The 12,581-nt window shown below is 68.1% G+C and carries 8 protein-coding genes; all 8 read right to left on the reverse strand.

Going from position 1 to position 12,581, the window contains the following annotated elements:
- Positions 1-2: 2 nt before the first annotated feature.
- Genes gltB through ilvC form a run of 8 tightly spaced genes read right to left on the reverse strand, consistent with a single transcriptional unit; the run spans position 3 to position 12,252 of the window.
- The gene (gene gltB, locus E2493_RS04370) at positions 3-4,619 is read right to left on the reverse strand and encodes a glutamate synthase large subunit (RefSeq protein ID WP_404828292.1); all 4,617 of its coding nucleotides are present in this window, start codon (positions 4,617-4,619) and stop codon (positions 3-5) included.
- A gap of 2 nt (positions 4,620-4,621) precedes the next feature.
- Positions 4,622-5,185: a 3-isopropylmalate dehydratase small subunit gene (gene leuD / locus E2493_RS04375; RefSeq protein ID WP_135084099.1), complete on the reverse strand. Its 564-nt coding sequence runs from the start codon at positions 5,183-5,185 to the stop codon at positions 4,622-4,624.
- Positions 5,182-6,612, reverse strand: coding sequence for a 3-isopropylmalate dehydratase large subunit (leuC, locus tag E2493_RS04380; protein ID WP_135084101.1), 1,431 nt, complete (start codon positions 6,610-6,612; stop codon positions 5,182-5,184). The genes leuD and leuC overlap by 4 nt, the downstream gene beginning before the upstream one ends.
- Positions 6,609-7,709: a 3-isopropylmalate dehydrogenase gene (leuB, locus tag E2493_RS04385; protein ID WP_135084103.1), complete on the reverse strand. Its 1,101-nt coding sequence runs from the start codon at positions 7,707-7,709 to the stop codon at positions 6,609-6,611. Before leuB ends, leuC begins: the two co-directional genes overlap by 4 nt.
- Before the next feature lie 15 nt (positions 7,710-7,724).
- Positions 7,725-9,305, reverse strand: a complete 1,581-nt coding sequence (locus tag E2493_RS04390) for a 2-isopropylmalate synthase (protein ID WP_135084105.1) — start codon at positions 9,303-9,305, stop codon at positions 7,725-7,727.
- Positions 9,302-9,550 carry an ACT domain-containing protein gene (locus E2493_RS21060; protein ID WP_167737381.1) on the reverse strand — a complete coding sequence of 83 codons (249 nt, stop codon included), beginning with the start codon at positions 9,548-9,550 and terminating at the stop codon, positions 9,302-9,304. Before E2493_RS21060 ends, E2493_RS04390 begins: the two co-directional genes overlap by 4 nt.
- Positions 9,547-11,238, reverse strand: a complete 1,692-nt coding sequence (ilvG, locus tag E2493_RS04400; protein ID WP_135084109.1) for an acetolactate synthase 2 catalytic subunit — start codon at positions 11,236-11,238, stop codon at positions 9,547-9,549. The genes E2493_RS21060 and ilvG overlap by 4 nt, the downstream gene beginning before the upstream one ends.
- A gap of 3 nt (positions 11,239-11,241) precedes the next feature.
- Positions 11,242-12,252, reverse strand: a complete 1,011-nt coding sequence (gene ilvC / locus E2493_RS04405; protein WP_135084111.1) for a ketol-acid reductoisomerase — start codon at positions 12,250-12,252, stop codon at positions 11,242-11,244.
- Positions 12,253-12,581: the final 329 nt, after the last annotated feature.

Genomic DNA, 12,581 nt, shown 5'->3' on the forward strand with positions numbered 1-12,581 from the left:
ACTTATTCCGCGGCGACGGCGGTTTCGAGTTCGAGATCGGCGAGGGCGCGGCGATATTCGCTCGGCACCACCTTGACGAAGCGCTCCAGCGCGGCCGGCCAGTCTTCCAGCAGCGCACGTGCACGAGCGCTGCCGGTGGCGAGGTGATGGCGCTCGACCAGGATGCGCAGGCGCTCCGCATCGTAGCGCAGAGGGTGGCCCATGCCGTTGTCGTGTATGTCGACGGCTCGCTGGCGCGGCGCGCCTTCGCCGTAGGACGAGCCAGCGGGCGCGATGCGCTCCAACTCCACGCCGGCCTTGTTGCACTGCGCCTCGAGCGTTCCGTCGGGATCGTAGACATAGGCGATGCCGCCCGACATGCCGGCCGCGAAGTTGCGGCCGACCGGTCCTAGGATCGCGACGATGCCCCCCGTCATATACTCGCAGGCGTGGTCGCCGGCGCCCTCCACCACCGCCACGGCACCGGAATTGCGGACGGCGAAGCGCTCGCCGGCGACGCCGTTGAAATAGGCTTCGCCTGCAATCGCGCCGTAGAGGACGGTGTTGCCGACGATGATGTTGCTCGCGGCATCGCGGGTCGCCTGCGCCGGCTGGCGGATGACGATCCGGCCGCCGGAGAGACCCTTGCCGACATAATCGTTGCCGTCGCCGGTCAGCTCCAGCGTGATGCCATGAGCCAGGAAGGCGGCGAAGCTCTGGCCGCAGGTGCCGGTGAGACGGATGGTGATGGTGTCCGACGCCAGGCCTTCGTGGCCGAGACGCCGGGCGAGCTCGCCGGACAGCATCGTGCCGACGCTGCGATGGATGTTGCGCACCTCGCGCTCGATCAGCACCGGCTCGCCCTTTTCGAGGGCCGGGGCGGCAGCCGCGATCAGGTCGCGGTCGAAAACGCGGTCGAGCCCGTGCATCTGATATTCGCTGTTCCAGCGCGCCGCCTGCGGATCGACCGCGGGGACGTGGAGCAGCGGAGCAAGATCGACGCCCTGCGCCTTCCAATGCTCGAGCGCGGGCCGGGCGTCGAGCAGCTCGGGCCGGCCGATCATTTCCTCCAGCCGGCGAACGCCGAGCGAGGCCATGATCTCGCGCAGCTCCTCGGCGACGAAGAAGAAATAGTTGATCACGTGCTCCGGCTGCCCGGTGAAGCGCCTGCGCAGCAGCGGATCCTGAGTAGCGACGCCGACCGGGCAGGTGTTGAGATGGCATTTGCGCATCATGATGCAGCCGGCGGCGATCAGCGGCGCGGTGGCGAAGCCGAACTCGTCGGCGCCGAGGATCGCGGCGATGGCGACGTCCCGGCCGGTGCGCAGCCCGCCGTCGGCCTGGACCGAGATGCGGCCGCGCAGCCCGTTCAGCACCAGGGTCTGCTGGGTCTCGGCCAGGCCGATCTCCCAGGGAAGGCCGGCATGGGTCAGCGAGGTCAGCGGCGAGGCGCCGGTGCCGCCCTCGAAGCCGGAGATGGTGACGTGATCCGCCATCGCCTTTGCGACGCCGGCGGCGACGGTGCCGACGCCGACTTCGGAAACCAGCTTGACCGAGATTCGCGCCCGCTCGTTGACGTTCTTCAGATCGTGGATCAGCTGCGCCAGATCTTCGATCGAATAGATGTCATGGTGCGGCGGCGGCGAGATCAGCCCGACGCCGGGCGTCGAATGGCGGACCGCGGCGATATGCCGATCGACCTTGTGGCCGGGCAGCTGGCCGCCCTCCCCGGGCTTTGCGCCCTGAGCGATCTTGATCTGCAGATCGTCGGCATTGACCAGATATTCGGTGGTCACTCCGAAGCGACCGGAGGCGATCTGCTTGATCCGGGAGCGCATCGAATCGCCGTTCGGCAGCGGCTTGAAGCGGTCCCGTTCCTCGCCGCCCTCGCCGGTGTTGGAGCGCGCGCCGATCCGGTTCATCGCGACGGCCAGCGTGGTGTGCGCCTCGCGGCTGATCGAGCCGAAGCTCATCGCGCCGGTGGCGAAGCGCTTGACGATCTCGCTCGCCGGCTGGACTTCTTCGAGCGGCACCGGCGCCTGGGCCGGCTTGAGCTCGAGCAGGCCGCGCAGGGTCAGCAGCCGCTTGCTCTGTGCGTTGATCTCGGCGGCGAACGCCCGGTACTTCTCCGGGATCTCGCCCCGGACCGCATGCTGCAGGTTGGCGACGCTCTCCGGCGTCCAGGCATGGTCCTCGCCGCCGGTCCGATAGGTATAGGTACCCGCGATCGGCAGCGCCTCGGCTGTGCGGCGGGCAAAGGCCTCGCGGTGGCGCCGCGCGGCTTCCTCGGCGATCTCGTCGATGCCGGCGCCCTCGATCATCGTCGCGGTCCCGGTGAAGTATTTCTCGACGAAGGCGCTCGACAGGCCCACGGCGTCGAAGATCTGGGCTCCGCAATAGGATTGGAAGGTGGAGATGCCCATCTTGGACATCACCTTCAGCATGCCCTTGCCGGCCGCCTTGACGTAGTTCCGGCGCACCTCCTCGGCGGACAGCGCCACCTCGCCCTTCGCCCGCAGCGCCTCGAGCGTCTCGAACGCGAGATAGGGGTTGATCGCTTCGGCGCCGTAGCCGGCGAGGACGCAGAAATGATGGACCTCGCGGGCCTCGCCGGTCTCGACGACCAGGCCGGTCTGCATGCGCAGGCCCTGGCGGATCAGGTGATGATGGACCGCGCCGGTGGCGAGCGCCGCCGGAATCGGCACCCGGTCCGGGCCCACGCTGCGATCGGACAGGATCAGCACGTTGATGTCGGCCAGCACCGCCTCGGTCGCTTCCCAGCAGAGGCGCTGGACCGCCGCCTCGAGCGCCTTGCCGGTGCCGCCCTCGGGCCAGGTGGCGTCGAGCGTGCGGGTGCGGAACGCGCCGTCGAGCACGTCACGGATCGAGCGGATCTTCTCCAGATCCTCGTTGGCGAGGATAGGCTGCGAGACCTCGAGCCTTTTGTGGGTGCCGGCATGGTGGCCGAGCAGGTTCGGCCGCGGGCCGATCATCGAGACCAATGACATCACCATAGCCTCGCGGATCGGGTCGATCGGCGGGTTGGTGACCTGGGCGAAGTTCTGCTTGAAATATTCGGTGAGCAGCTTCGGCCGTCGCGACAGCACGGCGATCGGCGTATCGGTGCCCATCGATCCGATCGGATCGTCTCCCTGCCGCCCCATCGGCGCGAGGAAGAGCTTCAGATCCTCCTCGCTATAGCCGAACGCCTTCTGCAGTCGGGCGAGCTCGTCGGAATCGTGGCTGGGCGGCGGTGCGTCCTCGCTGGCGGGCAGGTTCTCGAGCCGAAACTGCGTCTCGCGCAGCCAGTCTCCATACGGATGTGCCTTGGCGAGCCGGGCCTTGATCTCCTCGTCCTCGACGATGCGGCCTTCCTCGAGATCGATCAGCAGCATGCGGCCGGGCTGGAGCCGCCACTTGCGCGCGATCCTCTCTTCCGGGATCGGCAGCACCCCGCTCTCCGAGGCCATGATGATCCGGTCGTCGTCGGTGACGGTGAAGCGCGCGGGGCGGAGGCCGTTGCGGTCGAGCGTCGCGCCGATCTGGCGACCGTCGGTGAAGGCGATGGCGGCGGGCCCGTCCCACGGCTCCATCAGAGCCGCATAATATTCGTAGAAGGCGCGCCGCTGCGCATCCATCTGGGCATTGCCGGCCCAGGCTTCCGGGATCAGCATCATCACCGCATGGGGAAGCGAATAGCCGCCGGCGACGAGCAGCTCGAGGGCGTTGTCGAGGCTGGCGGTGTCCGACTGGCCGTGCGGGATCAGCGGCCACATCTTGTCGAGGTCGGCGCCGAGCAGCGGCGATTCGAGCGTGCGGCGGCGCGCGTTCATCCAGTTCACATTGCCGCGCACCGTGTTGATCTCGCCGTTGTGAGCGATGAAGCGGAACGGATGGGCCAGCTTCCACGAGGGGAAGGTGTTGGTCGAGAAACGCTGGTGAACGAGCGCCAGCGCCGATCTGGTCAGCGGATTGACGAGATCCTTGTAGAAACTGCCGACCTGGGTGGCGAGCAGCAGCCCCTTGTAGATGATCGTCCGGCTCGAGAAGCTCGGGATGTAGAAATCGGCGAGGCCGGGTAGATCTCGCTTCTCGGCGAGCTCGGACAGCGGATTCTGGGTCTGCTTTCGGATGGTGAGCAGCTTGCGCTCGAACGCGTCCTGATCCCTCACGCGAGGGCCGCGGGCGACGATCGCCTGGCGGATGACCGGCATCGCCGCCACGATCGTCGGGCTCATCCCCTTCGGGTCGGTCGGCACGTCTCGCCAGCCGAGGAGCACCTGACCCTCGATCTCGATGTAGCGCTCGAGGCGGGCGATCGCCGCTTCCCGGCTCTCCGCATCGCGGGGCAGGAAGCACATGGCGACCGCATAGTCGCCCGGGGCCGGGAGAGCGATGCCCTGGGCCTCGGCCCAGTGGCGGAAAAGATCGTCGGGAATCTGGATCAGGCAGCCCGCGCCGTCGCCGATCAGGGGGTCCGCGCCGACCGCGCCGCGATGGTCGAGATTGGCGAGGATCTGCAGGCCGTCGCGAACGATGTCGTTGCTCTTCTCGCCCTTGATGTTGGCGATGAAGCCGACGCCGCATGCGTCCTTCTCGTTGCGCGGATCGTAGAGCCCCTGCTTTCCCGGCGCCTTCACCATCAGATACCCGTCCGTAGCTCATAGGCCCGGATCGCTGCCTCACTGGCGAGCGTCAGGGCGATTTCATCAAGGCCCCCGAGCAGGCAGTCCCGCCTGAAGGGATCCAATTCGAAGCTGAAGCGGTCCTGGAGCGGCGACGTTACCGTCATCGTCTCCAGATCGACCGTGAGGGGCAGCTCCTTCGCAACGCTCAGAAGCCGGTCCACGGCCGCCTGAGGCAGGACTACCGTCAGGATCCCATTTTTGAAAGCGTTGCCGGAAAAAATATCCGAGAAGCTCGATGCGATCACGGCGCGGACGCCGAGATCGGCCAGCGCCCAGGCGGCATGCTCGCGGCTGGATCCGCACCCGAAATTGTCGCCGGCAATCAGGATAGGCGCCCGCGCAAAGGCAGGATCGTCGAAGACATTGCCAGCCTGGGCCCGGATCGACCCGAAGGCGTGGCGGCCGAGGCCGGAGCGCTCGATCGTCTTCAGATGCTCGGCGCCGATGATGACGTCGGTATCGACATTCGGGCGGCCGAGTGGAATCGCCCGACCCTCGACCCGCGTGAACGGACTCATCGCAGCAGCTCCCGCACGTCGGCGAGGTGGCCGGTCACCGCCGCTGCCGCCGCCATGGCCGGCGAGACCAGATGTGTGCGGGCGCCGGGGCCCTGGCGCCCGACGAAGTTGCGGTTGGAAGTGGATGCGCAGCGCTCGCGGGGCGGTACCTTGTCCGGATTCATCGCCAGACACATCGAGCAACCGGGCTCGCGCCACTCGAATCCCGCCTCCCGGAAGATTCGGTCGAGCCCCTCCGCCTCGGCCTGCCGCTTGACCAGCCCGGAGCCGGGAACGACCAGCGCCTGCTTGATCCGATCGGCGACATGGCGGCCGCGGACCACGTCCGCTGCGGCGCGCAGATCCTCGATCCGGCTGTTGGTGCAGCTGCCGATGAAGATGTGCTCGACCGGCACGTCCTGCAGCGCGGCCCCGGCCGTCAGGCCCATATATTCGAGCGCCTTGCGCGCCGCTTCCTGCCGCGCCGGATCGGCGAAGCTCTCCGGATCCGGTATCGTGCCGGTGATCGGCGCGACGTCGTCGGGGCTGGTGCCCCAGGTGACGGTCGGCGCCACGTCGGCCGCGTCCATGATCAGGGACCGGTCGAACCTGGCGCCCTCGTCGGTGGCCAGCTGCCGCCAGCGCGCGATCGCCGCCTCCCAGGCGGCGCCGCTCGGCGCCATCGGCCGGCCCTTCAAATAGTCGAACGTCTTCTCGTCAGGCGCGAACAGGCCCGACCGCGCGCCGGCCTCGATCGACATGTTGGCGACGGTCAGGCGTCCCTCGACGCTCATCTCCGAGAAGGTCGAGCCGCGATATTCGAGGACGTAGCCCGCACCGCCGGCGGCGCCGAGACGGCCGATGATCGCCAGGATCAGGTCCTTGGGCGAGACGCCGAAGCCGAGCTTGCCGTCGACGCGGATCTCCATCGTCTTCGACGGCTTGAGCAGCAAGGTCTGGGTCGCCAGGACGTGCTCGACCTCGCTGGTGCCGATGCCGAAGGCGAGCGCGCCCATTGCGCCATGGGCGGCGGTGTGGCTGTCCCCGCAGACCACAGTCGTGCCCGGAAGGGTGAAGCCCTGCTCCGGCCCGACGACGTGGACGATGCCCTGCTCGGCTGCGGTCGCCTCGATATAGGGCACGCCGAAATCGGCGACGTTCGCCTCGAGCGCGGCGAGCTGGCCGGCGCTGGCCTGATCGGAGATGGGCAGCCGCATGCCGTCGCCGTCGACGCGCGGGGTCGTCGGCAGATTGTGGTCGGCGACCGCCAGGGTCAGCTCCGGGCGGCGAACCTGGCGGCCGGCGAGACGAAGACCTTCGAACGCCTGGGGCGAGGTGACTTCATGGACGAGGTGCCGATCGATGTAGATCAGGCATGTGCCGTCCTCGCGCCGTTCGACGACGTGCGCGTCCCAGATCTTCTCGTAGAGGGTGCGGGGAGCGGTCACGCGCAGCAGCCCCGGTTGATCGCGAGATGCTCGATCATCGCCTTGTGGCGCGCCAGCCGCGCCTCGAGTCTCTCGCGCACCTGGGCGCCGAAGCCGGAACAGCGCGCATCGCCGCCGAGATCGGCGGTGCGGACGCCGTCGACCAGCACCTGCTCGAGCGCATTGTTCAGCATCGCGGCCTGCTCGGGGAGGCCGAGGCCGAGTTCGAGCAGCATCGCGGCGCTGGCGATCGCTCCGGCCGGATTGGCGATGTCGAGGCCGGCGATGTCGGGCGCCGAGCCGTGGATCGGCTCGAACATCATCGGTCCGTCCTCACCGCGGCTGGCCGAGCCGAGCAGGCCGATCGAGCCGCCGATCACCGAAAGCTGGTCCGACAGGATGTCGCCGAAAAGGTTCTCGGTCAGGATGACGTCGAACCGGCCCGGCGCTGCGACCAGGGCCATGGCCGCGGCATCCACATACATGTGGTCGAGAGCCACGTCGGGATATTGCGCCGCCACGTCTTCGACCACGCGCCGCCACAATTTCGAGGTGGCAAGGACGTTGGCCTTGTCGACCGAGGTGACCTTGCCGCCGCGGCGTCCCGCCTCGCGGAACGCGACATGGGCGATCCGTTCCACCTCTTCCCGGGAGTAGGTGCAGAGATCGGTGGCCACCTCGCCTTCATCCGTCCGCGCTCCGAAATAGAGACCGCCGGTCAGCTCGCGCACCACCAGCACGTCGGCGCCGGCGGCGACCTTCGCCTTCAGCGGGGAGAGGTCCTCGAGGCCTTCGATAACGCGAGCGGGCCGCAGGTTCGCGAACAGGCCCAGCGCGCTCCTGAGGCCGAGCAGGCCGGCCTCAGGGCGCTTCTCGGCCCTGTCCCACTTCGGTCCGCCGACGGCGCCGAGGAAGATCGCGTCGGCGTTGCGGCACGCCTTGAGCGTGCTCTCCGGCAGAGGATCGCCGCACGCGTCGATCGCCGCGCCGCCGAAAGGATGTTCCTCGAAGCGGAAGCCGAGATCGAAATGATCGGAGAGCAGATCGAGGCAGGCGACCGCCTCGCGAGTCACTTCCGGTCCGATGCCGTCCCCCGGCAGGATGATGATCTTGGTCACGTTCTTTCCTTCGGGTCAGGCGGCGCGAGAGCCGGCCGAGAAGCTGCCGCGCACGGCACGGACCGCTTCGGCATTGGAGGCGGCGTCGATGTAGGCGGAGACGCAGCAGGGCAGGATGTCGCGGGCGCGGGCACGGCCGGCGAAGATCTCGCCCTCCACCTCGATCTGGATCTCGACGAGAACGTTCGCGCCCTGGCCGTCGCTCGCCGGCTGCTCGGGATCGGCTGCGATATATTGCATCTCGAGCGCGTGGACTCGTGCCGGCACGCGGATCATCTGGCTGACCGCGGCGAAGGCCGCGTCGAGGGCGCCGGGCGCGCTGGCGATATCAGTGACGCGGCCGCGCTCGCCATGTTCCAGCTCGACCCGTGCGACCGGGTGCGACTTGCTCGAGACGGGCGCGCGGATGTCGACCTTGGAGAGGCTCCACAGCCGCTGCGGCCGGCCGCTTTCCTGCTCCGCGAGCAGCGCGAGCAGACGGGCGGTATCGACGATCCCGACCTCGTCGGCGACGGTGCGGAAAGCGGTGAAGGCGCTCTCCAGCTTCTCCCCGGTCAGGACATAGCCCAGCGCCTGCGCCCGCGCCGCGAGGGCGTGGCGGCCGCTGTGCTTGCCGAGCACGATCGCCTCGGTCGCGAGGCCGATGTCTTCCGGCTTCATGATTTCATAGGTCTCGCGATTCTGCAGGATGCCGTGCTGGTGGATGCCGGATTCATGCGCGAAGGCGTTGGCGCCGACGATCGACTTGTTGCGCGGCGGCGGCGTGTTGGTGATCTGGGCGAGGATACGGCTTGCGGCCATGATCCGCGTGGTGTCGATCGCCGTTTCGGCCTGGAAGAAATCGGCGCGGGTCTTCAGCGCCATCACGATGTCCTCCAGCGCGCAATTGCCGGCGCGTTCGCCGATGCCGTTCATCGCGCATTCGACCTGCCGGGCCCCGCCGCGGATCGCCGCCAGCGAATTGGCCACGGCCATGCCGAGATCGTCGTGATTGTGGGCGGAGAAGATCGTCTCGTCCGAACAATCGACGTTCGCGGTGAGGAAGCGGAACAGATCGTAGATCTCGTCCGGCGTGGTGTAGCCTACCGTGTCGGGCACGTTCAGCGTGGTGGCGCCGGCCTCTGCCGCGGCCGAGAGGCATTCGACCAGATAATCGCGCTCGGTGCGGATCGCGTCCTCGGCCGAGAATTCGACGTCGTCGGTGAAGCCGCGGGCGTAGGCGATGGCGGTGCGGATGTTCTCCAGCACCTTCTCGCGGCTCATGTGCAGCTTGAACTCGCGGTGCAGCGGGCTTGTGCCGATGAAGACGTGGATGCGGCGGCGCGGCGCCGGCGCGAGCGCAGCGCTGGCGGCGAGGATGTCGCCGCGGGTGGCGCGCGCCAGCGAGCAGATCACCGGGCCTTCGACCTGGCGGGCGATCTCCGCGATCGCATCGGCGTCCCGCTGACCCGAGGCAGCGAACCCCGCCTCGATCACGTCGACGTTGAGCGCGGCGAGAGCCTTGGCCATGCGCAGCTTGCCCTCCGGAGTCATCGAGAAACCGGGAGCCTGCTCGCCGTCGCGCAGGGTGGTGTCGAGAATGCGGACCATCGTCATTGGGCTACACCTTGGATGCAGGTTACGTTGCGGACGTCGTGGAGACGCTGGAGCTGGCCGGCGACCGTGTCGAGGCTGCGGCTGGCGTCCCGGGCGCGGACGTCGAGGGCGAGGGCGCCGCGGCCATCCGCCGCCTCCGTCATACGGATGCCGCGGACCTCGAATCCACGCCGCTCGACCAGGCCGAGGACGCGCAGCACGGCGCCCTCGTGCAGATCGAAATCGATGGTGAGCTGCCCGGTCACTTGGCTTTCTCCAGCATCTGAACGTTCGAGCTGTTTGGCGGGACCAACGGCCACACGTTGGCGCGCGGATCGATCCGCACGTGGCAGAGGATCGGACCGTTGGTGGCGAGCAGCCGCTCGATCGCCGCCGGAACTTCGTCGCGATGATCGATGGTGAAGGCCTCGATCCCGAACGCCTGGGCGAGATCGGCGAAGTCCGGATTGTCGCTGAGGTCGATCTCCGAGAAATTCTCCTCGAAGAACAGTTCCTGCCACTGCCGGACCATGCCGAGCTGCGAATTGTCGATCAGCACGATCTTCAGCGGCAGGCGATAGCGCCTGAGCGTCGCCAGCTCCTGGACGTTCATCATGATAGAGCCGTCACCGGAGATTGTGATGACGGTCGCGTCCGGATCGGCGATCAGCGCGCCGATGCCGGCAGGCACGCCGTAGCCCATCGTGCCGAGACCGGCGGAGGTCAGGTGCGCCTGCGGACGCGAGAAGCGGCAATGCTGCGCCACCCACATCTGGTGCTGGCCGACGTCGCAGGTGAAGACCGCGTCGTCGCCCGCCGCCTCGGACAGGTCCTTCAGCAAGGCGGGCGCGTAGATCCCGCTTCCCGGCGCATCGTAGGACATCGCCCACATCGCCTTCTGGCGGCGGCAGAGCGCGGCCCAATGCTCGCTGTGCGCCGGCCTGGCATCGAGCGCGTCGAGGATCTTCGAGATGTCTCCGGAAATGCCGACGGCGGCGCGGCGCAGCTTGCCGATCTCGGCCGGGTCGCCGTCGATGTGGATGACGGTCGCACCGGGCGCGAACGTGTCCAGCTTGCCGGTCGCGCGATCGTCGAAGCGGGCGCCGACGCAGATCAGCAGATCGCATTTGTCGATCGCCATGTTTGCGGCGCGCATGCCGTGCATGCCGAGCATGCCGAGGAAATCGGGATGATCGGTGGGAATGCCGCCAAGGCCCTTCAGCGTCGCGACCGACGGCATGCCGGTGCGCGCCGCGAAGTCGCGCAACGCCCGCTCGGCGCGGGCGATGGCGATACCGCCGCCGAAATAGAGCACCGGGGCCCGCGCCTCGGCGATCAGCGCGTTGGCTGCCGCGATCAGCTGCGGATCGGCCTCGGGATGGGCGAAGCGCTCGACCGAGACCGGGTTCGGCACCGCCGCGCCGACGCCCATGTCTTTCGGCAAATCGATCAGCACCGGACCCGGACGGCCGCTTCTCGCCAGCTCGAATGCCTGGGCGAAGACTTGCGGAATCTCGGCGGTGCTGCGGATCACGAAGCTGTGCTTCACGATCGGCAGGGTGATGCCGAAGATGTCGACTTCCTGGAAGGCGTCGGTGCCGATCAGCGAGGTGGCCACCTGGCCGGTGATCGCGACCATCGGCACGCTGTCCATGTAGGCGTTGGCGATTCCAGTGACGAGATTGGTGGCGCCGGGGCCGGACGTGGCGATGCACACGCCCGGCTCGCCGGTGACCCTGCCGTAGGCGTCGGCGGCGAGCGCCGCCGCCTGCTCGTGGCGGACCAGGATGTGCCTGAGGCCGGAGCCGGTCAGCGCATCGTAGAGCGGCATGATCGCCCCGCCCGGATAGCCGAAGACGGTGCGCACGCCCTCGCGCTCCAGAGCCTCGACGACGAGCCGGGCACCGGAGACCGGAGCCGTATCCGGCACCGTGCTGGGAGCGTGCGCCGCCACGGCTCAGGCCGCCTTGGTGTCGGGCCGGCTCTGCAGCCAGGCCATATGCTGGCGCATCCGCGCCCCCGTCTTCTCGATCGGCAGATCGAGATCGGCGGCGAGCATCGCGTCGTAATTCTGCTTGCCGGCCTCGTTCTCGGCGATCCAATCGAACGCGAACTTGCCGGTGCGGATGTCGCGCAGGACCTCGCGCATCCGCTCGCGGGTCTCGGCATTGATCACCCGCGGACCGGCGACGAAGTCGCCATATTTGGCCGTCTCGGAGATGAACTGGTGCATCTTCGCCAGGCCGCCCTCGTAGAGCAGGTCGACGATCAGCTTCAGCTCGTGGAGACATTCGAAATAGGCGACCTCGGGCTTGTAGCCGGCCTCGACCAGCACCTCGAAGCCCGAGTTGACGAGCTCGCTGACGCCGCCGCAGAGCACGGCCTGCTCGCCGAACAGATCGGTTTCGGTCTCTTCGGGGAAGGTGGTCTCGATCGCTCCGGCGAGGGTGCCGCCGAGGCCCGAGGCATAAGCCAGCGCCTTGGCGCGGGCGCTGCCGGATGCGTCCTGCTGGACGGCGAACAGGCAGGGGACGCCGCGGCCGATCTCGAACTCTCGGCGGACGAGATCGCCCGGGCCCTTGGGCGCGACGAGTACGACGTCGATGTCGCGGCGCGGAACGATCTCGCCGTAATGGACCGAGAAGCCGTGGGCGACGAGCAAAGCGGCGCCGGGGGCGAGGTTCGGCGCGATGTCCTTGGCGTAGACGGCGCGATGGCTCATGTCGGGGGTGAGCAGAGCGACGAGAGAAGCCTCCTTCGCCGCCTCGGCCGGAGAGACGACGCGGAAGCCGTCGTTGCGGGCGCGGCGCTCCGCGGTTCCGCCGGCGCGGGCGCCGACGACCACGTCGAAGCCGCTGTCGCGCAGGTTGCGGGCATGGCTGCGCCCCTGGCTGCCGTAACCGATCACGGCGACGGTGCCGCTCAGTGCGGATCGGTCGGCGTCCTTCTCGGTATAGATCGTCTCCACTGGGATTCTCCTTCGTCGCGCAAAAGAAAACCCCCGCTCCGGCCGGGGAGCGGGGGTCTGGTTTCCGGTCGTATGACCTTTACTCAGAGCCGGCGGCCGCTCCTCTATGTGGGCAAATAAGTACAAGAAGGGTCGTGCGGAGGGTGGCCCCCGTCAGTTCGTCATCGATCAGCGCGCGATTCGGCTGCACGATAGGGCCCTTGCCTAGAGAATCGTCCCGGGAGCACCACTTGGGATCCCGTATGAAGCTCTTCTTGCTGCATCGCGGGATCCAAATCAAGCCAGAATCGTGTTGCAGGGGCTTTTTTGCTGCTTATTGTGCGCCAAAC

This window comes from Sphingomonas parva (ex Maeng et al. 2020) (assembly GCF_004564275.1).
GTDB lineage: Bacteria > Pseudomonadota > Alphaproteobacteria > Sphingomonadales > Sphingomonadaceae > Allosphingosinicella > Allosphingosinicella parva.